Source organism: Microbacterium koreense (assembly GCF_042677105.1).
GTDB classification, from domain to species: Bacteria; Actinomycetota; Actinomycetes; order Actinomycetales; family Microbacteriaceae; genus Microbacterium; species Microbacterium koreense.
Genome location: NZ_JBHTIM010000001.1, coordinates 885,928 through 910,221, shown reverse-complemented (window position 1 = coordinate 910,221; position 24,294 = coordinate 885,928). Strand labels below are relative to the sequence as shown.

Annotated in this window: 21 protein-coding genes and 1 pseudogene; 8 read left to right on the top strand and 14 right to left on the bottom strand. The window is 68.0% G+C overall.

Translation table 11 applies throughout. The features are described 5' to 3' along the window. The first annotated feature begins 27 nt into the window (after window positions 1-27). Window positions 28-870 (top strand): SDR family NAD(P)-dependent oxidoreductase, encoded by an 843-nt coding sequence (locus ACFQZV_RS04155; protein ID WP_378750879.1) that lies wholly within the window; start codon window positions 28-30, stop codon window positions 868-870. A 4-nt stretch (window positions 871-874) separates the two neighbouring features. Here the strand turns inward: ACFQZV_RS04155 and ACFQZV_RS04150 are convergent, their stop codons facing one another. Then, entirely contained in the window at window positions 875-1,258 is a 384-nt protein-coding gene (locus tag ACFQZV_RS04150) for a DUF5684 domain-containing protein (protein ID WP_378750574.1), read from the bottom strand. A gap of 88 nt (window positions 1,259-1,346) precedes the next feature. Here ACFQZV_RS04150 and ACFQZV_RS04145 point away from each other — a divergent pair, with 88 nt between their 5' ends. Continuing rightward, window positions 1,347-1,634 carry a hypothetical protein gene (locus tag ACFQZV_RS04145; protein WP_378750576.1) on the top strand — a complete coding sequence of 96 codons (288 nt, stop codon included), beginning with the start codon at window positions 1,347-1,349 and terminating at the stop codon, window positions 1,632-1,634. Between the two features lie 178 nt (window positions 1,635-1,812). Here the strand turns inward: ACFQZV_RS04145 and ACFQZV_RS04140 are convergent, their stop codons facing one another. The 3 genes and pseudogenes from ACFQZV_RS04140 to ACFQZV_RS04130 all read right to left on the bottom strand — a co-directional run bounded on the left by ACFQZV_RS04140 (window position 1,813) and on the right by ACFQZV_RS04130 (window position 4,062). After that, complete coding sequence (locus ACFQZV_RS04140; protein WP_378750881.1) at window positions 1,813-2,718, bottom strand: aldose 1-epimerase family protein; 906 nt, start codon at window positions 2,716-2,718, stop codon at window positions 1,813-1,815. A 75-nt stretch (window positions 2,719-2,793) separates the two neighbouring features. Next, window positions 2,794-3,249 (bottom strand): annotated as a pseudogene (locus ACFQZV_RS04135) (gluconokinase); the annotation flags it as partial. A 24-nt stretch (window positions 3,250-3,273) separates the two neighbouring features. Continuing rightward, window positions 3,274-4,062 (bottom strand): IclR family transcriptional regulator, encoded by a 789-nt coding sequence (locus tag ACFQZV_RS04130; RefSeq protein WP_378750578.1) that lies wholly within the window; start codon window positions 4,060-4,062, stop codon window positions 3,274-3,276. A 194-nt stretch (window positions 4,063-4,256) separates the two neighbouring features. Here ACFQZV_RS04130 and ACFQZV_RS04125 point away from each other — a divergent pair, with 194 nt between their 5' ends. From ACFQZV_RS04125 to ACFQZV_RS04105, 5 genes are read left to right on the top strand one after another with little or no spacing between them, the layout of a single operon-like run. Then, window positions 4,257-5,027, top strand: coding sequence for a CoA transferase subunit A (locus ACFQZV_RS04125; protein WP_378750580.1), 771 nt, complete (start codon window positions 4,257-4,259; stop codon window positions 5,025-5,027). Between the two features lies 1 nt (window position 5,028). Further along, complete coding sequence (locus ACFQZV_RS04120; protein ID WP_378750582.1) at window positions 5,029-5,670, top strand: CoA transferase subunit B; 642 nt, start codon at window positions 5,029-5,031, stop codon at window positions 5,668-5,670. Window positions 5,671-5,697: 27 nt separating this feature from the next. Beyond that, window positions 5,698-6,882, top strand: coding sequence for an acetyl-CoA C-acetyltransferase (locus tag ACFQZV_RS04115; protein WP_378750584.1), 1,185 nt, complete (start codon window positions 5,698-5,700; stop codon window positions 6,880-6,882). A 46-nt stretch (window positions 6,883-6,928) separates the two neighbouring features. Then, window positions 6,929-7,330, top strand: a complete 402-nt coding sequence (locus ACFQZV_RS04110; protein ID WP_378750586.1) for an MmcQ/YjbR family DNA-binding protein — start codon at window positions 6,929-6,931, stop codon at window positions 7,328-7,330. After that, the gene (locus ACFQZV_RS04105) at window positions 7,327-7,887 is read left to right on the top strand and encodes a 4'-phosphopantetheinyl transferase family protein (protein WP_378750588.1); all 561 of its coding nucleotides are present in this window, start codon (window positions 7,327-7,329) and stop codon (window positions 7,885-7,887) included. The genes ACFQZV_RS04110 and ACFQZV_RS04105 overlap by 4 nt, the downstream gene beginning before the upstream one ends. Here the strand turns inward: ACFQZV_RS04105 and ACFQZV_RS04100 are convergent. The 6 genes from ACFQZV_RS04100 to glgX all read right to left on the bottom strand — a co-directional run bounded on the left by ACFQZV_RS04100 (window position 7,826) and on the right by glgX (window position 20,818). Further along, window positions 7,826-9,184 carry a M1 family metallopeptidase gene (locus ACFQZV_RS04100; RefSeq protein WP_378750590.1) on the bottom strand — a complete coding sequence of 453 codons (1,359 nt, stop codon included), beginning with the start codon at window positions 9,182-9,184 and terminating at the stop codon, window positions 7,826-7,828. The genes ACFQZV_RS04105 and ACFQZV_RS04100 overlap by 62 nt on opposite strands. After that, window positions 9,181-13,098 (bottom strand): Pls/PosA family non-ribosomal peptide synthetase, encoded by a 3,918-nt coding sequence (locus ACFQZV_RS04095; RefSeq protein ID WP_378750592.1) that lies wholly within the window; start codon window positions 13,096-13,098, stop codon window positions 9,181-9,183. The genes ACFQZV_RS04100 and ACFQZV_RS04095 overlap by 4 nt, the downstream gene beginning before the upstream one ends. Window positions 13,099-13,102: 4 nt before the next feature. After that, the gene (locus tag ACFQZV_RS04090; RefSeq protein WP_378750594.1) at window positions 13,103-13,978 is read right to left on the bottom strand and encodes a hypothetical protein; all 876 of its coding nucleotides are present in this window, start codon (window positions 13,976-13,978) and stop codon (window positions 13,103-13,105) included. 564 nt (window positions 13,979-14,542) lie between these two features. Continuing rightward, window positions 14,543-16,282, bottom strand: a complete 1,740-nt coding sequence (gene treZ / locus ACFQZV_RS04085) for a malto-oligosyltrehalose trehalohydrolase (RefSeq protein WP_378750596.1) — start codon at window positions 16,280-16,282, stop codon at window positions 14,543-14,545. Next, window positions 16,279-18,609, bottom strand: coding sequence for a malto-oligosyltrehalose synthase (treY, locus tag ACFQZV_RS04080; protein ID WP_378750598.1), 2,331 nt, complete (start codon window positions 18,607-18,609; stop codon window positions 16,279-16,281). The genes treZ and treY overlap by 4 nt, the downstream gene beginning before the upstream one ends. Window positions 18,610-18,613: 4 nt before the next feature. Then, window positions 18,614-20,818, bottom strand: coding sequence for a glycogen debranching protein GlgX (glgX, locus tag ACFQZV_RS04075; protein WP_378750883.1), 2,205 nt, complete (start codon window positions 20,816-20,818; stop codon window positions 18,614-18,616). Between the two features lie 79 nt (window positions 20,819-20,897). On the opposite strand from glgX, the gene ACFQZV_RS04070 reads away from it, so the two are divergent. Continuing rightward, the gene (locus ACFQZV_RS04070; RefSeq protein WP_378750885.1) at window positions 20,898-21,869 is read left to right on the top strand and encodes a squalene cyclase; all 972 of its coding nucleotides are present in this window, start codon (window positions 20,898-20,900) and stop codon (window positions 21,867-21,869) included. Between the two features lie 163 nt (window positions 21,870-22,032). Here the strand turns inward: ACFQZV_RS04070 and ACFQZV_RS04065 are convergent, their stop codons facing one another. From ACFQZV_RS04065 to ACFQZV_RS04050, 4 genes are read right to left on the bottom strand one after another with little or no spacing between them, the layout of a single operon-like run. After that, window positions 22,033-22,800 (bottom strand): ABC transporter permease, encoded by a 768-nt coding sequence (locus ACFQZV_RS04065; RefSeq protein ID WP_378750600.1) that lies wholly within the window; start codon window positions 22,798-22,800, stop codon window positions 22,033-22,035. Then, window positions 22,797-23,564, bottom strand: coding sequence for an ABC transporter ATP-binding protein (locus ACFQZV_RS04060; protein WP_378750602.1), 768 nt, complete (start codon window positions 23,562-23,564; stop codon window positions 22,797-22,799). The genes ACFQZV_RS04065 and ACFQZV_RS04060 overlap by 4 nt, the downstream gene beginning before the upstream one ends. Beyond that, a complete protein-coding gene (locus tag ACFQZV_RS04055; RefSeq protein ID WP_378750604.1) occupies window positions 23,561-23,923 on the bottom strand; it encodes a DUF1048 domain-containing protein in 363 nt (120 codons plus the stop codon). The genes ACFQZV_RS04060 and ACFQZV_RS04055 overlap by 4 nt, the downstream gene beginning before the upstream one ends. A 1-nt stretch (window position 23,924) precedes the next feature. Next, window positions 23,925-24,251 (bottom strand): PadR family transcriptional regulator, encoded by a 327-nt coding sequence (locus ACFQZV_RS04050; protein ID WP_378750606.1) that lies wholly within the window; start codon window positions 24,249-24,251, stop codon window positions 23,925-23,927. Window positions 24,252-24,294 lie beyond the last annotated feature (43 nt).

Below are 24,294 nucleotides of genomic sequence, written 5' to 3'. Positions count from 1 at the left end.
GCGACAGGAGACGAACACGTGAGCAGAATGCCCCGCCTCGAGGTACGCGACAAGACCACGGTCATCACGGGGGCCGCCAGCGGCATGGGCGCCGACGTCGCCCGGCAGCTGGACGAACGCGGCGCTCGGCTCGCGCTCATCGATCGCAACGAAGAGGGGCTGATGGCGCTCGCCGCTGAACTGCGCGGCACCGGGCACACGATCCATGCCCTCGACCTGACCGACGACGCCGCGGTGGCCGCGGTCGCCGAGGAGATCACGGCATCCCACCCGCACGTTCAAGCCCTGGTGACCTGTGCGGGATCGTCGATGCTCGGCGACATCGATCAGCTCACGATGGACGAGATGCGGTGGCTCATGGACGTCAACCTGTGGGGCACGGTGAACGTCACCAAGGCGCTCCTGCCCGCGATGCGGCGGGAGCCGGCCGCTCACATCACCCACATCGCATCGATCTACGGGCTCGCCGCTCCCGCCGGGCGCATCCCGTATGCGATGAGCAAGTTCGCCGTGCGCGGCTTCACGGAAGCCCTCCGCCACGAACTCGAGCGCACGAACGTCACCGTCGGCGCCGTCTACCCCGCCGGGGTGAAGACGGGGATCATCCTGCACGGCCGCTACGCCGCGGCGCTCGACCCCGAGATCGCGCAGCGCGCGGCCACGGCCCAGGCCGCGATGTACCACACCGAGCCCGCCGATGCGGCGAACACCATCGTCGAGGCGACGGTGCGCCGCAAGCCGCGCGTCATGATCGGGCGGCAAGCGCGCATCGTCGATGTGCTCGCGCGCATCACGCCGACCGGCTACTGGGCCGCGATGCGACGTCCGCTCAAGGACGCCGTGGACACCACGACGCCCCTCCGTCGGTGACGGATCAGCTGGGCTTGGAGTAGGTCGCCTTGCCGAAGCCAAGGATGAAGTAGCCGACGAACGCGATCAGCCACAGCAGGAAGAACGACCATGCGCCACCCTTGCCGAAGCCGCGTCCGATACGGATGGCGACGACGATCCCGAAGATCCAGCCGACGATCGGGATGAGGTAGAGCAGCCCCAGCCAGGCCGAGTAGCCGGCGATCTTCACGAGGATGAAGACGTTCACGATCGGAATGATCGCAAGGATGCCGGGGTACCCGGCTTTGGAGAAGACCTTCCAAAGGGCGACCGCCACCAGGACGTACCAAGCGAAGGCGATGATGCCCACCGTGGAGTACGCCGCGGTGAGCTCAGCGCCGGAAGTGATCGTGTTCGCATCAAGCATGACCCACAGCATAGGGGTGGGACGCATCTCTCTGCCGAACGAGTAGCAACCGCGGCACCTCCTCGCAACCCCCCTGTCGGATCTGAGCATGCCGCCTATCGTCGGTCATGCCGCGGCCAACGCCCTGACCGCGTGGCTGCGGCGCATCCGCGGAAGTCGTCATCGAAGGGAGCGCGCGATGGGATTCGCAGAGGACGCCAAGCAGACGGCCGAGGCCGTCGGAGACAAGATCAAGAATGCGTGGGAGGACACCACCGACCGCGTCAGCGACAAGATCGACGAGGCGAAGGCGGATGGCGAAGTCAAGCGCGCCGAAGCCGAGCGCGAATCGGTCAAGAAGCGCAACGAGGTCAAGGAGGAGCTGCGAGACAGCTGACCTCCTCGCGGTCGCCGGCGGAAGCGGGGGAAACCGGAGAGAACTCCGGGGGCTTCTGGCACGCCGCCGTTGACCGCACCGAGCGGACCCGCCACCGCGGCCGGTCGCGGAAGCGCCTCGCCGGGGGGCACTGGGCGCCGACCCCCGCCGCGGGCGGGTTCACTCGGGTATCGCGGCGTCAGCTGATGGCCGCGATGCGCCACGACGCCGCGGTCGTACCGCCCGGCGCGACCGACTGCAACCCGGTGTCGAAGTCGTAGCGTGCGTCGTTGAATGCATCGGGAGAGCATGTCATCGGCTCGACGGCAAGCCCTCTCCGGCTCGTTGCGGGATCGGGCCCGTCGGCGGTGTACACCTGCACCCACGGGCACGCGGCATCCCACGACATCTCGACGCCACTGCCCGCCTCGTCGGTCACGCGCACGGTAGCCGAACCCTCGCGGCCGCGCGCCAGCCCGGTGAACGCATGGTCGATCTGCACGCCCCTGACCGGGCGCGGAACGCGGAAGTCGAATCGATCCGCGTCGTGGTCGACCTCTGCGACCGCGACCGGCGCCAGTCGGTCCTCGGTGACGGTGAGAACCCGGGATGCCGGCAGCTCCAGCGTCCAGTCGTCGACACGCCCGCCGCCGGCGACGAGGTACGGGTGAGGCCCCGTGCCCCACGGGGCGGGAGTGGAGGAGAGGTTCCGCGCGGTGACGGACTGCGCGAGGCCGTAATCGCTGAGAATGAACGTCGTCGTGACGGCAACCCGCCACGGGTAGCCCGCCTGCGGCGGAATGATCGCCCGCAGAGTCACGTGGCTCGCGCCGACGTCGGTGGCGTGATAGTCGAGCCAGGCGCCCAGCCCGTGCAGCGCGTGCCCACGGTCCGGTTCGGTCAGAGGAAGAACGAAGTCGCTCCCCTCGAACGAGTAGGCCCCGTCGATGACGCGATTCGGCCAGGGCACCAACGTCGCACCGCGGTACGCCGGTCGCACCTCGTCGGCGTCGAACGGAACGATGAGGTTGCGCCCCGCGTGCGTGAGCACCCGCAACGTAGCTCCTACGCTCGCGACGACTGCTTCGTAATCTCCCGCCCGCAGGACGAACTGACGCCCCGAGGTGGGCTGGCAAGCCGCACGCCAGGGCTGCTGCGCCGCGCGCCAGGCATCGGCGGCGCGCGAAACGATGACGGCGGGTGCTGCGTCGATATCGACCACCACGCCATGTTCGTCGGGTTCCAGGGGCTCGAGCGTCGTCATCTGCGATTCCAGAAGTGAGGGCGGCATGAAATGTCCGGAGCGTTCGCCGAGCCGCCGGGCCAACAGTTCGTGGGAACCGTCGAGCGCAACGAAGAAGGTACCGGGAGCCTCTTTGCGGATGGCATCACGATACGAACGCCGCAGGGCGGAGCACGCCATCACAGGCACGACGCCGGCTTGTCCGGCGTCCTCGATCGCCCTGCCGACCGCTGCGAGCCACGGCATCCGATCGGAGTCGGTGAGCGGCTCACCCGCAGACATCTTCGCGATGTTCTCGGGCGGGTGCAGATCATCGGCGTCGAGGAATCGTCCGCCGATCTCGGCCGCGAGGGCGGCGGCGATCGTCGACTTGCCGGCGCCCGAGACACCCATGACGACGATCGACATTGCGTCAGACTACCCGCGGCCGGAAGCCGCGACGCGCGAGGACAGCTGGTGGGCGTGGGCGAGCAGGGTGCGACCGAGCTCGGCCAGACGGTCGGGGCCGAATCTGAACTGCACGCCGGTGAGGCTCAGCGCCCACTGCGGATGACCTTCGCGAGTGAACACCGACGCCCCGAGGCCGTAGCTGCCCTCGACGATGAGACCGGGATTCACCGCGAAGCCCCGCTCCGCGGTCTCGCGCAGTCTCGCGCGCAGACGCGGTTCACTGTGGGCCGTCCCCCACTCTTGGCCGAGAGAAGGGTGGCGCTCGAAGTACGCGTCCACATCGTGGGACGGGAGGAAGGCCAGAATCGCGAGACCCGCCGAAGCCACCCCGAGCGGAAAGCGCACGCCCTCGGACAGCACGAATGACCGAATGGGGAAGCTTCCCTCCTCGCGCAGCAGGCATACGGTCTCGTCACCGCGGCGCACCGAGAGGAAGGCGCTCTCTTCGGTGCGGACGGCGAGCGAACGCACGATGTCGCGCGCGATGCCGGTGATGTCGTATCGCGATGCCGCTGCCTGCCCCATGAGATACAGCTCGGGTCCTGCCGTCCACCGCCCGGTCTGCTCGTCCTGGTCGACGAGGCCTTCGTGACGCAGCGCGACGAGCAGTCGGTGCGTGGTCGGGCGGGTGAGGTCGGCGCGGCGAGCGAGATCGACGACGGCGAGCCCCTCGGCGGGGCCCTGCGTCACCAGACGCAGAAGGTGCGCGGCGCGCGCGACGGACTGAGCCCCGGGAATGGTGCGGCGTTCGTCCACGATATGGACACTACGGCGCGCTCTGTCCACATGACAACCACGGCCTGGGTCGCGGGCGCGCGTGCACCACAGGATGAGTGCGTAACTCCACGAAATCGGGTACGCGTTGCGGGTGGCCGGCGGGAATTCCGGGCTTAGCTCAACCCGGGCCGCCCGAATCCGTGGAGATCGGCAGACGACGCAAAGGAGCCGCTGTGATCGACAAGACCTGGGGATCAGCCACCGAGGCGGTCGCCGACATTCCCGACGGAGCCTCGCTCGCCGTGGGCGGGTTCGGCCTCTCGGGCAATCCCATCGCCCTCATCGAGGCCCTGCTCACCCAAGGCACCGGCGATCTCAGCATCGTCAGCAACAATTGTGGCGTCGATGACTGGGGGCTCGGGGTCCTCCTGAACGCCAAGCGGATCCGCAAGATGACCTCGTCGTACGTCGGCGAGAACAAGGAGTTCGAGCGTCAGTTCCTCTCGGGCGAGCTCGAGCTGGAGCTGACGCCGCAGGGCACCCTCGCCGAGAAGCTCCGTGCCGGAGGGTCGGGCATCGCGGCGTTCTACACGCAGACCGGCGTCGGCACGCAGGTCGCCGAGGGCGGTCTCCCCCGCCGCTACGACGGCGAGGGCGGCATCGCCGTCGCCTCGCCGGTCAAGGACGTCCGCAGCTTCGACGTCTCCGGAGAGCCCCGAGACTATGTTCTCGAAGAAGCGATCGTCACGGACTACGCGCTCGTGCACGCAGCGAAGGGCGACCGTCAGGGCAACCTGATCTTCAACAAGGCTGCACGCAATTTCAACCCCCTCGCCGCGATGGCCGGGCGCATCTGCATCGCCCAGGTCGAAGAACTGGTCGAGCCAGGTGAGCTCGATCCCGACAGCATCCACCTCCCGGGCATCTACGTCCACCGCATCGTCGAGGTGGGTTCCGACATCGAGAAGCGCATCGAGCGCCGCACCGTTCGCGAAGGGAACTGACATGGCTCTCACACGCCAAGAGATGGCCGCGCGCGCCGCGCTCGAACTCACCGATGGTTCGTACGTCAACCTCGGCATCGGATTGCCGACGCTCGTGCCGAACTATGTCCCCGAGGGTGTCACCGTGGTCCTGCAGTCGGAGAACGGGATTCTGGGCGTCGGCCCCTACCCCACTGAGGACCGCGTCGATCCCGACCTGATCAACGCCGGCAAGGAGACCGTCACGACGTTGCCCGGGGCGGCGTTCTTCGATTCGGCGACGAGCTTCGGCATGATCCGCGGCGGCAAGATCGACGCCGCCATCCTCGGCGCCATGCAGGTTTCGGCATCGGGTGACCTCGCCAACTGGATGATCCCCGGCAAGATGGTCAAGGGCCCCGGTGGCGCGATGGATCTGGTCCACGGGGCGGCAAAGGTCATCGTGCTGATGGAGCACGTCGCCCGCGACGGCTCGGCGAAGATCGTGCACGACTGCTCGCTTCCTCTGACCGGCAAGGGCGTCGTCGATCGCATCATCACCGATCTCGCGGTGATCGATGTGACGGATGCCGGCCTCGTGCTGGTCGAAACGGCTCCCGGTGTCTCCGTCGACGATGTCGTCGCCGCCACCGAACCCGAACTGACCATCGCGATCGACGCCTGACCCACCCACACGAGGGAGAATCGAATCATGAACTCCGACGACGTCGTCATCGTCGCCGCCGCGCGTACTCCGCAGGGGCGACTCAAAGGTCAACTGGCATCGCTGAGCGCGCCTGAGCTCGGGTCGCGCGCGATCCGCGGGGCGCTCGACAAGGGCGGCATCCCGGCATCGGCGGTCGACGCCGTGATCGTCGGCCAGGTGCTGCCGGCAGGGTCGGGGCAGAACCCGGCGCGGCAGGCGGCCATCGGTGCGGGGATCGGTTGGGACGTCCACGCCGGGAGCGTCAACAAGGTGTGCTTGTCCGGTCTGACCGCGGTGATCGACGGTGCCCGCATGTTGCGCGTCGGCGATGCGACCGTGGTGGTCGCCGCAGGCATGGAGTCGATGACCCAGGCGCCGCACCTGCTCATGGGTTCCCGCGACGGCTGGGCGTACGGCTCGGTCGAAGTGCTCGACCACATGGCCCATGACGGGCTTACCGATGCGTTCGACCGAGAGAGCATGGGCGCGTCGACCGAGCGCCACAACGAGCGTTTCGAGATCACGCGCGAGGTGCAGGATGCGGTGGCCGCCCGTTCGCACCAGCGTGCGGCCGCGGCGCACGAACAGGGTCTCTTCGAAGCAGAGATCGTGCCCGTGGAGATCCCCCAGCGCAAGGGCGACCCGGTCGTCGTGACGAAGGACGAAGGCGTGCGCCCCGGCACGACGGAGGAAACCCTCGCCGGGCTGCGGCCGGCGTTCGCGAAGGACGGGTCGATCACGGCGGGCAACGCGTCGCAGATCTCCGACGGCGCGTCGGCGGTCGTCTTGACGACGCGTTCGCACGCGGACGAGAACGGCTGGGATGTGTTGGCGGTCGTCGGCGCGTCCGGTCAGGTCGCAGGCCCCGACAACTCGCTGCACGCGCAGCCGGCCCGTGCCATCGAGAAGGCCTTGGACAAGCAGGGCATCACCGCCGGCGACCTGGACCTGGTCGAGATCAACGAGGCCTTCGGCGCCGTCGTAGCCCGCTCGCAGGCCGAGTTGGGTCTGTCGGACGAGATCGTCAACCCGCACGGCGGCGGCATCGCGCTCGGCCACCCGATCGGCGCATCGGGCAACCGGCTGGTGGTGCACGCCGTGCACGAGCTCGTCCGCCGCGGCAGCGGCACGGCGGCCGTCGCGCTATGCGGTGGTGGCGGTCAGGGCGACGCCCTCATCCTGACGCGCTGAGCGACACCCTCCCGCGCTACCCTGACGTCGAGCGGGAGGGGGACGGATGCCGACCATCGCGGACGTCGCGCGGATCGCGTCGGCGCTTCCCGGCGTTGAAGAGCGGATGATGACGGGCGGCCTGGCGTGGTTCGTGCGCAGAAAGCTCTTCGCGTGGCAGTCGCACCCGTGGCCGAGCATCCCCGACGCGGCTCGGGCGATCATCGCCGCTGAGCCCTGCGCCGGCGTCAAGGTCGCCGATGAGATCGACGCGCTCGCGCTCATCGAGACCTGGCCCGAGGTGTTCTTCGGCCCGACGACGTGGTGGGGTGGCCCGAAGGCCACCTTCCGGCTGGCGCGCGTGGAACCCGATCACCTCGAAGAGCTCGTGACCGAGGCCTGGTACACCCAGGCCCCGAAGTACATGCGCCGCGAGTTCGACGCCCGACACCCGCCATCTGCATCGTGAAGGGTGTGCTCCGTCACGGCGCTGTGCTGATCGGGTGGGCGGATACCGCATCCACAGGTCGTCGCGCCTCCGGCGACGCGCTCCTTCGCGCGCTGACCGCCCAGCTCGGGATCGACGCGCCCCCACCCACGCGCCGCTGTCCTTCCTGCGGCGCCGGTGATCATGGGATGCCGGAGGTGCCGGGTGGACGGGTCGTCGCGAGCTTGTCGTATGCCGACGAGATCGTGGTGGCCGCGGTGGCACCGCGGGGTGACGCCGCGGCTCTGGGGGTCGACGTCGAGTCCGCGGCCCGCGCAACCGGTGACCTCACGGCGTTCTTCGCGCCCCGCCCGGCCCCCGGCATCCGGGAATGGACCCGCATAGAAGCGGTGCTGAAGGCGAGCGGTCGCGGCGTGCGGACCGACCCGCGGTCGATCGATGTGAGCGGCCCGGTCGTGCATATCGGCACCGAGGCGTTCGACCTCGCGACGGTGGTGGGACCGGACGGGTACGTCGTCAGCGTCGCTGCCGCAGCCCCGTCGGCAGGGCTGCGGTCACGGGCGCCGCGACGTCGTTGAGTGCAGAGGGCGGGAGGTTCGGCAGGGCGTGCTCGTCGAGCCAGGCCCGGAACAACGGCTCCAGCGGCACCCCCGACACTTCTTCGGCGAGGGCGATGAAGTCGCCGGTGACGGCGGTGCCGCCGCGGTGGCGATCAGTCCATGCACGCAGGAGGGCGAAGAACGCGCCGTCGCCGATGGTGAGACGCAGCGCGTGCAGCGTGAGGGCGCCGCGCTTGTAGATGCGATCGTCGAACATCAGGTCGGGTCCGGGATCGCCGGTGAGGAGGTCCTGTGGCGACGCGGCGAGGCGGGCGTGATGGCCGAGCGCCTTGGCGTGCGCCGACGGACCGCCGGAGGCTTCGGACCAGATCCATTCGGCGTAGCAAGCGAAGCCCTCGTTGAGCCAGATGTCCCGCCACCGTGCGACGCCCACGCTGTTGCCGAACCATTGGTGCGCGAGTTCGTGGGCGACGAGCCGCTCGAGCCCGCCTCGGCCGTCGATGTGGTTCGCACCGAAGATCGCCATCCCCTGGGCTTCGAGGGGAATTTCGAGGTCGTCTTCGGTGACCACGACGCTGTACTCGTCGAACGGGTACGCACCGAACAGCTGCTCGTAGATCGACATCATCTGAGCGAGGGGGGCGAAATCGGCGTGCACGCGCGCCGCGAGCGGCTTCGGGTAGAACAGTTCGGCGCGCACGTTTCCCAGACGCATCGTCTCCTGCGTGTACCGCCCGATCTGAAGGGTGACGAGGTACGTCGCCGTGGGCACGTCCCGCTCGAAGACCCACACGCGTCGGCCGCGCCGTGTCGCGCGCGAGGCCAGGTCGCCGGCGACGACGGTGTAGAGCGGGTCGGTCGCGATCTCGATCCGATAGGTCGCCTTGTCGGACGGCACGTCGTTGCAGGGGAACCACGTCGGCGCGCCGGTGGGCTGAGAGGCGACGAGCAGGCCGTCTTCGAGTTCTTCCCACCCGATCGTGCCCCAGCGCGTCCGGCGGGGGCGTGGCGCCCCGGCATAGGTGACGGTGACGGTGAACGACTCGCCGGCAGCCAGTGTCCGGCCGAGCGTGATCTTGAGTTTGCGGTCGCTCTGAGTGAACGACGCGCGAGAGTCGCCCGCGATCTTCACCTTCGTCGCTCGGACACCCACGAGATCGAAGGCGAACGTGCGCGTGCCTTCGGTGACACGCCCGCGGATCTCGGCGGTCGCCGCAAGGCGGTTGGTCCTGACCTTGTAGTCGAGCGTCAGGTCGTAGTGGTCGACCGCGATGCGCGCATCTCCGGACTGCGGCGTGTAGGGGTCGACGGTCATACGTCGCTCTCCTGATAGGCGCGGACCTTCACCGCACGCCACGGCCCGATCGGGTTTCCACTCCACCGGCTGCCGTCGGGCACGCGCTCGCCGCGCATGACGAGGGATGCCGGACCCACCGTCGCGTCGGACCCGATCGTCGCGGCGGGCAGGACCACGCTGTGCGGCCCGAGGGTTGAGCCCGGGTCGAGGGTCACGGTGTCGATGCTCATCACTCGATCATGGAACAGATGGGTCTGAACGACACAACCACGGTTGACCGTCGCACCGTCGCCGAGCGTGACGAGGTCGGGCTCGGGGAGCCAGTAGCTGTCGGTCCAGACACCGCGGCCGATGGTCGCCCCGAGACTGCGCAGCCAGACGGCGAGCGCAGGCGTGCCGGCTGCGGCGTTGGCGAACCACGGGGCGGCGACCATCTCGGTGAAGGTATCCGCGACTTCGGTACGCCACACGAAGCTCGACCACAGCGGGTGTTCACCCGGTCGGATCGTGCCGACGAACGCCCACTTCGCGCCCGTCGTCACGGCGGCGGCGATCGCGCCCGCCACGAGCAGAACTCCACCGGACACAATGATCGCGCCGAGGAGCGACCACGCAGCGACGAGCCAGGCGAGCGTCAGCATCACGGCGACACCGAGCGCACAGGTGACGATGACCGGAAGGATCCGGCACAGCTCCCACAGTGCCCGAGCGGCGCGCAGGCTCGGGCGGGGACGGTAGGTGCGTTCCTGATCGGAATCGTTGACGACACGGCGAAGCCGCACAGCAGGCGACCCCAACCACGAAGATCCTGCCTTCGCTTTCGGGGGCGCGACCGACAGGACGGCGACAAGACCGTTCTTGGGTACTCGGTGACCGGCCGCGGCCATGCCCGAGTTGCCCAGGAAGGCGCGCTTGCCGATGCGCGCACGGGCAAGCCGCATCCATCCGCCACTCAGTTCGTAGGTTCCGACCATGGTGTCATCCGCCAGGAAGGCGCCGTCGTCGATCGTCGTCATGGACGGCAGGAGGAGCACGGTGGATGCCTCGACCTGACGTCCCACTTTGGCTCCGAGCATCCGTAGCCACACCGGAGTGAACAGGCTGGAGTACAGCGGAAAGAGCATGGTACGGGCCGAGTCGAGCAGCCGTTCGGTGGTCCATGCCTGCCAGGCGACCCGACCGCGAACGGGGTGCACGCCTTCGGTGAGTCCGATCGAGAGCAGTCTGACGAAGAGCAAGACGGATGCCGCGAAGACCAGACCGACGACGAGGGTCGCGGGAACGAGCATCGCCAGCGCGCCCGGGATCGCGTCGACGACCGAGGTGGCCCCCCGCATCCCTTGCGCAAGGACCACTCCCCCGACGGCGAAGGCGACGATGGGGAGCAACCCGAGTGCGATGCTGGACCCGGCGTAGGCCCACATCCACCGCCGGCGGCGTGGGGGCGCGCTGTCGGCCAACGGTGTGGACATGCCGCCGACGCGCACGGCCGGCGACCCGGCCCACCGCTGTCGGGCGCGGACCCGCCCGAAGACGGCAGACCCCGGGGCGATCTCGGCTTCACGCCCGATCTTGGTGCCCGGCGCCAGCGTGCTGCGCGCGCCGACGGTAGCGCCGGCACCGATGCGGATCCCGCCGATGCGGACCGTCGCACCGTCGATCCAATAGCCGGTCAGGTCGACTTCTGGTTCGATCGCGGCGCCGGCCCCGATCTCGAGCATCCCGGTCACCGGTGGCAGCGTGTGCAGATCGACGCCCTTGCCGATCTTCGCGCCGAGTGCCCGCGCGTAATAGACGATCCATGGGGCGCCGGCGAGTCCGACCGGGTCGATCTGGTGCGAGACCTGTTCGGCCAGCCACAGTCGCAGGTGGACTCCGCCGCCGCGGGGGTAGTCTCCCGGACGCAGCCCCGCCAAGAGCGTGCGGGCGACGACCGCGGTGAGCGCCATGCGGCCGAACGGCGTCGCGAACACGACGAGGCCTGCCAACACGACCCACACGGGGGCCTCGGGAAGGAAGTCGAATCCGGGGAAGAGCTGCAGGATGGCACTTGCGACGAGGAGCCACACGATCCAGCGGATGCCGCTGAGGATGAACAGCGGGAACCCCGCGAGCGTCTGGACCCACTGCATCACGCGCGGCGTGGGGGTCGCACGTGTGTAGTCGGTGTTCGGGCCGTCGTCGACGGCATCCGACTCGACCGCATCCGCCATCTGTTTCAGTCGCGGAAGGTCGTAGACGTCGGCCATCGTGAACTCGGGCGCGCGGGAGCGGATGCGGGAGACCAGTTGGGCCGCCGCGAGAGATCCGCCGCCCAGCTCGAAGAAGTCGGCGTCCTCGTCGTCGGGCCGCGTTCCGAGAACGGCCGCCCATTGGTCGGCCAGCCATGCGGAAGTGCCCGAGAGCGATGAGTCTGACGCGTCTGCGGTGTCGAGCGGCCAGGGGAGGGCCGCTTTGTCGACCTTGCCCGATGTGCGCACCGGGAGGTCATCGACCGTGGCCAACAACGGAATCAGCGGCGCGGGCAGCACTCCGGCGAGCTCTCGTCGAGCGGCGGCCCTATCGAACCCCTCGGTGGGCACGACGTAGCCGACGAGGAGCGAAACGCCGCCTTCGCTCTTTTGGACCACGACCGTCGCGGCGGAAACGTCGCTGAGGCCCTGGAGCGCGGACTCGACTTCGCCGAGTTCGATGCGGCGCCCGCCGATCTTGACCTGGTCGTCTGCGCGACCCTGGAACACCAGCCCCTCGGCGTCGGCACGCACGAGGTCGCCGGAGCGGTAGGCGCGATCCCACCCGAGGGAGGGCATCGGAGCATACTTCTCGCGATCCTTGGCAGGATCGAGGTAGCGAGCGAGACCGACGCCGCCGATGATCAGCTCCCCTGTTGCGCCTTCGGCAACGGGCGCGCCGTCGGCATCGACGACGGCGAGGTTCCATCCGTCGAGCGGCAGCCCGATGCGCACCGGCCCCGCGCCGTCCATGCGCGCGGCGCAGGCGACCACGGTCGCCTCGGTCGGACCATACGTGTTCCAGACTTCGCGCTCCGGCCCGACGAGTCGCGCCGCGAGTTCGGGCGGAAGGGCCTCACCGCCGAAGATCAGAAGGCGAATGTTCTCGATGGTGTCCTGAGGCCACAGCGCGGCAAGTGTCGGGACGGTCGAGACGACAGTGATGCCGTGTCCTATCAACCACGGCCCGAGATCTTCACCCGAACGCACCAGTGCCCGTGGTGCCGGCACGAGGCAGGCACCGTGACGCCACGCGAGCCACATCTCTTCGCAGGAGGCATCGAAGGCGACCGAGAGCCCCGCGAGCACCCGATCACCGGGCCCGAGGGGTGCACTCTGAAGGAACAGCCTCGCCTCCGCATCGACGAACGCCGCGGCTGACCTCTGCGACACCGCGACACCTTTCGGCACGCCCGTCGAGCCCGAGGTGAAGATGATCCACGCGTCGTCGTCGACGGTCGGGGGGCTGACGATCGGGTTCGCGCTCGTTCGCGGATGCGGCGCCTCCCCCGCGAACAGGGGGCACGGGGTGTCGCCCTCGGCGGGGTGGTAGACCCCTCCGGCCACGACGACGCCTCGGACACCGGCTTCGCCGAACACGAGGTCGGCGCGCTCCTGCGGGTCGTCAGCATCGACCGGCACGTACGCCGCCCCGGCCGCCATGATGCCGAGGATGGCGATGTAGAGTTCGCGGCCCCCCGACGGCATCCGCACGCCCACGCGGTCGCCGCGCGTGACGCCGGCGATGTGCAGGTGCTCGGCGGTTCGCCACACGCGGGCGAGCAACTCGGCATAGCTGAGTGCACCCGCGGCATCCTCGATCGCGGACGAGTCCGGGTGACGTGCGGCGCTCTCACGGAGCACGTCGATGAGCGTCCGCGGCGCGGGGGCTTCCGCGGACCGGTCGAAGACGTCGCGCACCGGGTCAGGCCGTGAGGAGAGCGATGAGCTGAGCCTTGTTCAGCCGCGAGTAGCCCGTGTGTCCCTCGGCCTTGGCTCGGGCGCGCAGCTGCACGACAGTGAGTGTCGACAGGCCTTCGGATGCCGCGTTCCGCGCCGCCGTCGTCCGCCGCGCCGGTACCGGCTTCTTGGCGGCGGGCTTCTTGCCGGCGGGCACGATCGGCTCACTCGCGGTCGTCTCGGTGGACGCCGCCGCCGGAGCCGTCTTGTCGACGGGGACGCTCATCGCCGCGGGTTTCTCGGCGGCAGGCTTCTTCGCGTCACCCTTCGCCGAGCCCGTGTCGGCCGAGCTCTTCTTCGTGTCCGACTTCTTGCCGTTGCCCTGCGGCGCGCCGTTCTTCTTGGAACCGCCCTGCTTCGCGTCGTCTTTCTTGGAACCGTCCTTCTTCGCGTCGTCCTTCATCGTCCCGTCCTTCTTCGTCCCGTCCTTCTTCGTCCCGTCCTTGGCGGAACCGTCCTTCTTCGTCCCGTCCTTCTTGGAACCGTCCTTCTTCGCGTCGTCCTTGGCGGAGCCGGCCTTCTTCGCAGCGTCCCGCTTGGATGCGTCCTTCTTGGCCGCATCCTTCTCTGCGGGCGCCGTGAGACGCGCCTCGATCTTCGCGACAGCCTGCTCGATCGCCTCCACTGCCGCGGTCGCCTCTTTGGTGACCTTCTTCGGCTTGCGGGTGATGCGCTTCTTGGAGACGTCCGCGGCATCCTTCGCATCGTCGACGAGCGCTCGGAGCTTCTTTGCGTCCTTCTTCGCCACCGTCTTGCTCAACCGCTTGGCGTCCTTCGCCGCGTCGGCAGCAGCACCGACGGCTGCGGTTGCCTTCTTCTCTGCCTTGGTCTGCTTCGCCATGACTTCTCCCTCCAGGGCCGCGCACGGGGGCGCGGGGCGCTTAGAGTACCGCGGCCGGGGAAACGGAAAGCGAACTCGTCGCCGTGCAGCGTGCTCCGGCGCGCAGAAACGGCAGTCGACAGATGAGGCGGATGTGACCTATGCGCGCGTTTGCGACATACACCTCGGCCAAACTGTCACGAATCGACGTGTCCCCCATTTGGTGGACATGAATCGTGAGGGGTAACGTCGACTCCGCAACTGGGGCCGATCGCGATTCCTGGGGAAAGCGATCGCGTTGCGACGTTGGGGATTACCTGTACCTCTGCGGGATGTTCGCAACATTCTTGGGCAGCGCTGGGATGCTGCCAGGAGGCCCCCTCGAGCAGATCAGTTGGCGCTGATCGCTCGAGGGGGCCGATAAAGGACCGTCAGTCCGACGTCGGTCGCTGGGGGACGACCTGTTCTACGTGCTGGGGACACGCGACACCGGACCCTCTGAGACAGGTCCTGGTTTGATCCTATTGGCACACCCGCGGGCGACTTCAAGTCACACGCTCGGATTCGTCCGGTTGTCTCACCCGATCAGCGGTGAGCGACCGCGCAGAAGATGACCGCCGAGTCGGGCGGGAGGACCACCTCACCGCCGACGACCGCCACCGCAGCGTCTGTCGACAGCAGCATCTCGATGTCGGGCTCTGCAGGGAACGCAGCGGACTCGGTCGAGAGATTGGCCAGCACGCTGACCGAGCCACGCCGCATCGCGAAGGTCCGCTCTCCCGGCGCACTCCCCTGCGTGATGACCGCGTCCGCGAAGGCAGGATCGGTCAGCTCGGGCACATCACGGCGAAGCTCACCGAGCCGGCGATACAACGCGAGCAGTCGCGCGTGAGGTTCGGCATCCGTCTCGGACCAGTCGAGCTTCGACCGCCGGAACGTCTCGGGGTCCTGCGGGTCGGGCACCACCTCAGGGTCCCAGCCCATGCGTGCGAACTCGGCGATCCTGCCCTGGGCCGTCGCCTCCCCCAGCTCCTGCTCGGGATGAGACGTGAAGAACTGCCAGGGCGTGGAGGCGCCCCACTCTTCGCCCATGAACAGCATCGGAGTGCCGGGCGAGGTGAGAGTGAGCACGGCGGCGACGGCCAGGCGGCCGAAGGGCAGCGTCTGACTCAGCCGGTCACCCACCGCACGGTTGCCGATCTGGTCGTGATCCTGCGCGAAGGTGACCAGACGCCACGCGGGCACCTCATCGGGGATCGGATACCCGTGATCACGCTCCCGGAATGACGAGTACGTCCCATCGTGGAAGAAGCCGCCCGTCGACACCTTCTCGATGGCGCCCTCGGCGGCGAAGTCGGCGTAGTACCCCGAGGTCTCACCCGTCAGAGCGACGTGCACCGCATGGTGCCAGTCGTCCGACCACTGTGCAGTGAGTCCGTATCCCCCGGCTTCGCGCGGCAGGATCAGGCGCGGATCGTTCATGTCGGATTCGGCGATCAGCGTCAACGGACGTCGAAGGTGTGCTGAGAGAGCGTCGACGCGGACAGAGAGCTCTTCGAGGATGTGCGTCGATTGCTCGTCATGCAGGGCGTGCACCGCATCCAGTCTCAGACCGTCGACGTGATAGTCGCGCAACCACATCAACGCGTTGTCGACGATGTAGTCCCGCACGGCGAGCTGATCGAGATCCACGGAGTCGCCCCAGGTGTTGCGCCTGCCGTCGCGCAGGTAGGGGCCGAACTCCGGGAGGTAGTTGCCGCTCGGTCCGAGGTGGTTGTAGACGACGTCTTGCACGACGGCGAGGCCGGCACGGTGGGCGGCGTCGACGAAGCGCTGGTAGGCACGGGGTCCGCCATACGCCTCGTGGACGGCGTACCAGAGCACACCGTCGTAGCCCCAGTTCCAGACGCCGTTGACCCCGTTGACGGGCAGCAGTTCGATGTGCGTGACGCCGAGATCGACCAGGTAGGGGAACTTCTCGATCGCGGCGTCGAGGGTTCCCTCGGGGGTGAAGGTGCCGACGTGAAGCTCGTAGATGAGTCCGCCGGCGAGCTGCCGTCCCGTCCAAGCCGCGTCGGTCCATGTGAAGGCCGCGGGGTCGAACGCGGCGGATGCAGCGTGCACGCCGTCGGGTTGGCGGCGCGACCGCGGGTCGGGTCGGAGCGCATCGCCGTCGCCGAGGATGAATCCGTAGCGCTCGCCCTCCGCCAGATCGAGGTCGGCACGCCACCAGCCGGCATCGCCCGGGACGAGCTCGTGGTCTGCACCGCCGTCGATGATCCGCAGACGCACGCGGTCGGCGCGGGGCGCCCACACCTCGATCATGATTCCTCCACGAGAAGGGCGACGGGGTAGTCGCGCAGCAGATCGGCGAGAGAAAGCGGTCCACCGGCGAACGTACGACCACTGATCACGTCGACCACCGGCGTCTTGGGCCGCAGCAACACGGTGTCGCGCCATCCCCCGGCGCGGTCGAGCCCGACGGGGAGGCGTGTGGTCACGAATGACGCGCCGCCTCGGTCTGCGGCGATCATGTGACCGGATGCCGCGCCCACGGCTGTGAGCGGTCGGTATCGCTCGAAGAGCTCGGGCCGTTCGCGCCGAAGCCGGAGCGCGCGCGCCGTGACGAGCAGCTTCGCGGTTCCATCGGCGTCGACTGCAGGCACGGCACCGGCATCGATCGACGCGAGCAGGTCTGCACGGTGAGTGAAGTCGACGGGACGCCGGTTGTCGGGATCGACGAGAGACTGTTCCCACAGCTCCGACCCTTGATACACATCGGGCACCCCCGGCCCGGCAAGCTGGAGCACTTTCGCCGAGAGCCCGTTGGACCATCCGGCTGCGGCGATCTCGTCTACGAACGAATCGACGAGAGGTCGCGCCGCGCCGAAGGCCGCGTCGACGACGCGCGCCATGGCGCGTTCGAAATCGGCATCCGGGTTCCACCACCCGGTGGACTCGGCGGCTTCGCGCGCGGCCTTCTCGGCGTAGGCGTGCAGGCGCTCGGGCGAGGCGGGCCACGAGCCGATGATCGCCTGCCACAACAGGGCGTCGAACGGTCCGTGTCCCGTCGAGGCGATCCCGCGGAGGGCGCCGAGGACCGCGTCCCACCGCGGGGCTACTTCGGCGAGGACGGCGAGGCGGGCGCGCACGTCTTCGCCGCGCTTCGTGTCGTGGGTCGACAACGTCGTCATCGCGTGAGGCCACGCAGCGAGCCGCTCCGCCTGGGTCGCGTGGAAGCCCGCCACGGTCTGCGCGAAGACGGAGGGGTCGCCGCCGACCTCGGTGAGGGAGCCCAGGCGTGTGAAGCGGTAGAAGGCCGTGTCTTCGACTCCCTTGGCCATCACCGGCCCTGTGGTCTGCTGAAAGCGACGCGCGACGACGTTCGCGGGGTCGCTCAGCACGGGAACGAGCGCGGCGATCGCCGGAGCGAGGTCGGGCCGCCGCCGGGTCGCGTCGCGGGCTGCCGTGTGCAGGTGTTCGGCCCCCGCGGGCAGGTACGAGCGATAGACGGGGAAGCACGTCAGAAGTTCGGCGAGAGCGTCTTCGACATCCGGAACGGTTTCGGGCATCTCACGCACGAGCCGACGGATCTCGGACACCTGGATGGTGTCGGCGATCATCCGCTTGGTGTCGTGGATGAGGTCGGGCCACGCTCTCGCCGGTTCGAGCCCCGATCCCGACCGAAGGCGCGTGTCGATGTCATCGAGCGCGCTCTCACCGGCGGGATCGGTGAGCACCCGATCGATCTCGGCGAGCGCGTCGTACCCCGTCGTGCCGTCGGTGCACCACCAGCTGGGCAGCTCTTCGCCGTGTTCGAGGATCTTCTCGATCAGTACGTAGGCACCGTCGGTGGCGTCGGCGAGCCGATCGAAATACGCACCTGGGTCGACGAGCCCGTCGGGGTGGTCGACGCGCAGCCCGTCGACCAGGCCCTCGCGCACCCACCGGACGATCTCCCGGTGTGTCTCGTCGAAGACCGCCGAATCCTCGATGCGCACGCCGGCAAGCGTGGTCACACCGAAGAACCGGCGGTAGTTGAGGTCCGCGGCTTCGTCTTGCCAGAACCGCAGCTCGAAGTGCTGCGCGTCGAGCGTGGTTTCCACGTCAGCTCCCCCTGTGCCCGGAGCGAGGGGGAATGCGTGGTCGAAGTAACGGATGACGCCGTCGGGGGCATCGGCGGCGGGGGTGAGGTCGATCGACAATTCGTCGCGGTCGAGGATCTCCGCGAGCGGGGCACCGAGAACCGGCACCCGCACCTTTCCGTCGCCGAAGACCCAATCGATGTCGAAGAAGCGGGCGTACGCCGATCGCTGCCCGAGGCGAAGGACGTCCCACCACCACGCGTTCTCACGCGGGGCCGAGATCCCCATGTGGTTCGGGACGATGTCGACGAGGATGCCGAGCCCGGCTGCATGTGCCGTGCGTGAGAAGCGTACGAGCGCGTCAGTGCCACCCCGCGCCGGGTCGACCCGCGTCGGGTCTACGACGTCGTAGCCGTGGTCGGATCCGGTCGTCGAGACCAGCAGGGGCGAGAGGTACACCCACGAGACGCCGAGGTCACGCAGGTAGGGCACGATCGCGACGGCGTCATCGAGGGTGAACGAGGGCCGGATCTGCAGCCGGTACGTCGATTGTGGGACGTGACGCACGTCGTCACCGCCCCAGTCCTGCCCGCGGGCTGTGGACGGGCATTTCGGAGTCCGCGAGTGCGACGAGGGATGCCGCGACCGAGTGATCGATCTCCGGTTCGGGAACGTCGTGCTCGCGCAGGAGCATCAACGACTTCGCCTCGAGCACGACCGAGCCGCCGGGGTCGAGGGGTGGTCCGTCGGCGCGTGCTCCGGCCGTGTCGATCACGACGTCCCATCGCGGACTGTATTCCGCAGTCGGAATGGTGAAGTCGACGGGCTCGGTTCCCGCATTGAACAGAATGATGAAGTGTTGGTCGCTCAGCGCCTGACCGCGGCGATCACGCTCGCGGATACCGTCGCCGTTGAGAAAGACCCCGATCGCCAGTCCGAAGCCCGAATCCCAGTCTTCCGGTTGCATCACCGTCCCGTCGGGGCGCAGCCACACGATGTCGGGTATCGGCTCACCCTCTGCACGCCGCACGGGCCGCCCGTCGAAGAACCGCCGGCGGCGGAAGGTCGGATGATCCCTTCGGAGGCGGGCGACGGCAGCGGTGAACTCGATGAGCGGCTGGTCCACCGCATCCCAGTGAACCCACGTCGTCTCGTTGTCTTGCGCGTACCCGTTGTTGTTGCCGCTCTGCGTTCGTCCCAGCTCATCACCGTGCGAGAGCATCGGCACGCCCTGCGAGAGCAAGAGTGTGGCGATGAAGTTGCGCTGCTGCTGCGCGCGGAGGGTGAGCACGGCGGGATCGTCGGTCGGTCCTTCGACACCGTGATTGCTCGAACGGTTGTGTGACTCGCCGTCGTTGTTGTCCTCGCCGTTGGCGGCGTTGTGCTTTTCGTCGTACGAAACGAGGTCGCGCAGCGTGAACCCGTCGTGAGCGGTGACGAAGTTGATCGATGCCACCGGCCACCGGCCCGAATGGGCGTAGAGGTCGCTCGACCCGGTCAATCGTGAGGCGAATTCACCCAGCGCCTGCGGCTCGCCCCGCCAGAAATCGCGGACCGTGTCGCGGTACTTTCCGTTCCACTCCGTCCACTGGGGAGGGAAGTTTCCGACCTGATAGCCACCGGGTCCGACATCCCACGGCTCGGCGATGAGCTTCACCTGCGACACCACCGGGTCCTGCTGCACGAGTTCGAAGAAGGTCGACAGTCGGTCGACGTCATAGAACTCACGCGCGAGGGCCGAGGCGAGGTCGAAGCGGAATCCGTCGACGTGCATTTCGAGCACCCAGTACCGAAGCGAATCCATGATGAGCTGCAGGGCGTGCGGGTTGCCGGCGTTGAGGCTGTTTCCGGTGCCCGTGTAGTCGGTGTAGTAGCGCTGATCGTCCGCTTCGAGCCGGTAGTACGCCGAGTTGTCGATGCCGCGCATGGACAACGTCGGACCCAGGTGGTTGCCTTCGGCGGTGTGGTTGTAGACGACGTCGAGGATGACCTCGATGCCTTCGTCGTGCAGGGCCTTCACCATGCCCTTGAACTCCTGCACCTGTTGGCCTTGGGCGCCCGAAGCGGCGTAGGTGTTCTGCGGCGCGAAGAACGAGATCGTGTTGTAGCCCCAGTAGTTCGACAGACCCTTCTCTTGCAGCGTCGAATCGTTGACGAATTGGTGCACCGGCATGAGTTCCAGCGCCGTCACGCCGAGTTTCTTCAGATGTTCGATGACGGCAGGATGCGCGATACCGCTGTACGTGCCACGCTGCTCTTCGGGGATCAGGCCGTTGAGCGCCGTCAGCCCCTTGACGTGTGCTTCGTAGATGAGGGTCTCGGCATACGGCGTTTTGGGCTGCCTGTCACCCGACCAGTCGTAGAAGGGATTGATCACGACGCCCTTCATCATCTGCGCCGCCGAGTCGTCGTCGTTGCGCGAGTCGGGGTAGCCGAAGTCGTAGCTGAAGACCTCTTGCCCCCACGTGATGTGGCCGTCGACGGCTTTGGCGTAGGGGTCGAGCAGGAGCTTGTTCGGGTTGAAGCGCAGGCCGTTCACAGGGTCGTACGGGCCGTGCACCCGGTAGCCGTACCGTTGCCCGGGTTGCACGTTCGGCAGATACGCGTGCCACACGAACGCGTCGAACTCCACCAGGTCGACTCGCGACTCGATGCCGTCGGCGTCGAACAGGCACAGCTCCACGCGTTCTGCCTGCTCGCTGAACAGGGCGAAGTTGGTCCCGTTCCCGTCGTACGTCGCCCCGAGGGGGTACGGCGATCCCGGCCAGCTTTCAATTTTGCCCATAGCGCCATCGTAGGAGGCGCAGATGACGAGAAGGCTTCTGCCCAACGACTCCACGCGCTACCTTCGCGTCATGACGACCGAGAGGCGCGTGCTCGCGTGGTTGCTGGACTCCGACCCGGCCCTCCGCTGGCAGGTGGAGCGTGACCTGCTCGCGGCCCCCGAACGGCAATGGCAGGCCACACGCGCACGGGTGGCGACAGAGGGCTTCGGCGCACGGTTGCTCGCGATGCAGGACGACGACGGGCAGTGGGCGGGCGGGTCGTACTTTCCCGCCGGGTTCTTCGGCAGCGCCGAGCAGGACGCACCGGGCCAGCCGTGGGTCGCGACGACCTGGTCGCTGAAAGACCTACGCGAGTGGGGCGTCGAGGCATCCGCACTCGAGGGAACCGCCGAGAAGATCGCGACGAACAGCAGGTGGGATTACGACGACCTCCCCTATTGGGGCGGCGAGGTCGACGTGTGCATCAACTCGTTCACGGTCGCAACCGGTGCGTGGCTCGGCGCCGACGTGTCACGGCTGGTCGAGTGGTTTCCCGCTCATCGGTTGGCCGACGGCGGCTGGAACTGCGAGGCCGAGGAGGGCGATTCGGTGCGTTCGTCGTTCCACTCGACGCTCAACGCGGTGCGCGGCATGCTCGCCTACGAGCAGATCACCGGCGACACGTCGATGCGCGAGGCACGCCACGGCGGTGAGGAGTATCTGCTCGTCCGTCGGCTGATGTTCCGCGCCACGACGGGAGAGAAGGTCGGGCCGTTCGTCACCCAGTTCATGTACCCGAACCGCTGGCGTTTCAGCACCTTGGCGGCGCTCGACCATTTTCGCGACGTGTCACTGTTCGAGGGCACACCGCCCGACCCGCGCCTCGCCGATGCGGTCGAGACCGTGCGCGCTGCGCGTCAGCCCGACGGCACGTGGCTGCAGGGCGGTCGCCTCGCGGGGCGCACGTGGTTCGACATCGACGTCGATGAGGGTGAGCCGTCGCGCTGGCTCACCCTCATCGGCGCGCGAGTTCTCAGCTGGTGGGATGCGGCGCGCGTGTGACAGCCTGCGGACATCCCGCGTCCCGTCGTCGCGAGGAGATCTGCCTTCCCGAGGAGAATCTCCCCCGAAGTCCTCCTCTCAACCGCAGATCTCCTCACGAGAGCGCGCGCAGTCGCGGCTGCGGCGGCGGCACTTCTTCGCGGCGAGCGCGTGAGCGGCCACGTCAACGGATGCGTCGTCGATAGACGACCGCCGCCGCGACGTACGCGACGACGAGCATGCCGACGCACCACGCCAACGCGATCCACAACTGGTCCCCGACCGGATCGCCGCCGAGCAACGCGCGGATCGAGTCGACGATCGGCGTCACGGGCTGGTTCTCGGCGAACCAGGCCACGGGAGCGGGCATCGATTCGGTCGGGACGAACGCCGAACTCAGGAACGGGAGGAAGATGAGCGGGTAGGAGAAGGCGACAGCACCGTCCATCGTCTTCGCCGTGAGTCCCGGGATCACGGCGAGCCAGGTGAGCGCCAGCGTGAACAGCAGCAGGATGCCGGCCACGGCCAGCCACTCTCCCACCCCCGCCCCGGACCGGAATCCGAGCAGCAGCGCGACTCCGATCACGACGACGAGCGACACGACGTTCGCGACGACCGAGGTGAGCACGTGCGCCCAGAGGAGGCTCGACCGCGCGATCGGCATGGACTGGAACCGCTCGAACAGCCCTCCCTGCATGTCTTGGAAGAGGCGATACCCCGTGTACGACACCCCGGATGCGATCGTGATCAGGAGGATGCCCGGCAGCAGGTAGTCGATGTACGACCCCTCGTACGTCCCGATGTCGATCGCGCCCCCGAAGACGAAGACGAACAAGAGCAGGAACGCGATCGGCATCACGGCCGTGGTGATGATCGTGTCGGGGCTGCGGAGAACGTGGCGAAGAGACCGCCCGGTGAGCACCGAAGTGTCGGCCAGCGTGTGCGTGCTCATGCTGCGGCCTTCCCCTCGTCGCCGACAATCGCGAGGAAGACCTCTTCGAGCGTGGGCTGCTTCTCGATGTACTCGACCTTCGCCGGCGGAAGCAGGGCCTTCAGTTGTGCGAGGTTGCCGTCGGCGATGATGCGGCCGCGGTGGAGGATCGCGATCCGGTCAGCGAGACTCTCCGCCTCCTCGAGGTACTGCGTTGTCAGCAGGACGGTCGTGCCGCCCGCAGCGAGTTCCCGGGTCGCCCGCCACACCTCCCGTCGCGCCTCAGGGTCGAGACCCGTGGTCGGCTCGTCGAGGAAGATGATCGTCGGCGCGCCGACGAGACTCATCGCCAGATCCAGACGGCGACGCATTCCGCCCGAATAGGTCGATGCGGGGCGACCTCCGGCACCCGTCAGACCGAAACGCGCGAGCAGATCTTCCGCGATCAGGTCGGGCTGCTCCACATGGCGAAGGCGCGCGACGAGCGCGAGGTTCTCACGTCCCGTGAGCACGTCGTCTACCGCGGCGAACTGACCCGTGAGGCTGACCGACTGGCGGACCTCGGCGGGATGCTCCGAGACGTCGAAGCCGTTCACGACGGCTGTGCCGGCATCCGCCTTCGAAAGCGTGGTCAGAATGCGCACGAGCGTCGTCTTGCCGGCGCCGTTCGAGCCCAGCAGGGCGAAGATGCTCCCGCGCTGCACATCGAAGTCGACTCCGTCGAGGACACGCAGGTCCTTGAACGATTTCGTCACTCCCGCGACACGAACGGCCGCTGCGGTCATGATTGGTCCCTCTCCGCTTGGTCGATCGCCCCGGTCAGCCGTTGCTGTTCCTTATCGATCCAGCGTGCGAGCCCGTAGTTCTGCTTGAAGCTCTCGACGAACTCGACGGGATCGTCGCCGACGAGAGATCGCACCGGAATCTCATCCGCCTGTGCACCTTCGAACAGGTCGATGAGGTCTTCGAGCATCGGCATGAGGCTGTCGCCGTCGGCCGGCCCGGTGTAGAGGAGGTAGCGTTCGATGGCTTCGGCACTGTCGCGGTAGGGCGCATCCAGCTGCGCGACGCGCGCACGGTAGGCCCGCCACTGTTTCTTCTGCTCGAGGGATCCGGTGAAGATCTCGATCCACTTGGATGCCATGTCAGTTCCTTTCGCGGAGCTCTTCCAGTCGGTCCGAGAGGAAGCTCCACGTCCTCCAGAACTCATCGAGTTGTGTCCGCCCGAGCGCGTTGAGCGAGTAGACCTTGCGAGGAGGCCCCTTTTCAGAGGGCACCTTCTCGACGTCGACGAACGCGCGTTGTTCGATACGAACGAGGAGCGCGTAGATCGTGCCTTCGGAAATGTCCGAGAACCCTCGGTCTCGTAGCGAGGCGGTGATCTCGTAGCCGTACGCGGGGCGTCGGGCGAGGATTGCCAGGACGATGCCCTCGAGCACACCCTTGAGCATTTCGGTTGCCTGCTTGGCCATACACCCTCCGCTACTTTGTGTCACTGAGTACCGGTAGACAGTA

Excerpts from the sequence above, each read along its gene's own strand:
- ACFQZV_RS04090 (WP_378750594.1), bottom strand. The coding sequence starts at position 13,978 with ATGGCGAAGCAGACCAAGGCAGAGAAGAAGGCAACCGCAGCCGTCGGT.
- ACFQZV_RS04155 (WP_378750879.1), top strand. The coding sequence starts at position 28 with ATGCCCCGCCTCGAGGTACGCGACAAGACCACGGTCATCACGGGGGCC.
- treZ (WP_378750596.1), bottom strand. The coding sequence starts at position 16,282 with ATGATCGAGGTGTGGGCGCCCCGCGCCGACCGCGTGCGTCTGCGGATC.
- ACFQZV_RS04150 (WP_378750574.1), bottom strand. The coding sequence starts at position 1,258 with ATGCTTGATGCGAACACGATCACTTCCGGCGCTGAGCTCACCGCGGCG.
- ACFQZV_RS04120 (WP_378750582.1), top strand. The coding sequence starts at position 5,029 with ATGGCTCTCACACGCCAAGAGATGGCCGCGCGCGCCGCGCTCGAACTC.
- ACFQZV_RS04070 (WP_378750885.1), top strand. The coding sequence starts at position 20,898 with ATGACGACCGAGAGGCGCGTGCTCGCGTGGTTGCTGGACTCCGACCCG.
- ACFQZV_RS04055 (WP_378750604.1), bottom strand. The coding sequence starts at position 23,923 with ATGGCATCCAAGTGGATCGAGATCTTCACCGGATCCCTCGAGCAGAAG.
- ACFQZV_RS04050 (WP_378750606.1), bottom strand. The coding sequence starts at position 24,251 with ATGGCCAAGCAGGCAACCGAAATGCTCAAGGGTGTGCTCGAGGGCATC.
- ACFQZV_RS04060 (WP_378750602.1), bottom strand. The coding sequence starts at position 23,564 with ATGACCGCAGCGGCCGTTCGTGTCGCGGGAGTGACGAAATCGTTCAAG.
- ACFQZV_RS04145 (WP_378750576.1), top strand. The coding sequence starts at position 1,347 with ATGCCGCCTATCGTCGGTCATGCCGCGGCCAACGCCCTGACCGCGTGG.
- ACFQZV_RS04100 (WP_378750590.1), bottom strand. The coding sequence starts at position 9,184 with ATGACCGTCGACCCCTACACGCCGCAGTCCGGAGATGCGCGCATCGCG.
- ACFQZV_RS04110 (WP_378750586.1), top strand. The coding sequence starts at position 6,929 with ATGCCGACCATCGCGGACGTCGCGCGGATCGCGTCGGCGCTTCCCGGC.
- ACFQZV_RS04115 (WP_378750584.1), top strand. The coding sequence starts at position 5,698 with ATGAACTCCGACGACGTCGTCATCGTCGCCGCCGCGCGTACTCCGCAG.
- ACFQZV_RS04065 (WP_378750600.1), bottom strand. The coding sequence starts at position 22,800 with ATGAGCACGCACACGCTGGCCGACACTTCGGTGCTCACCGGGCGGTCT.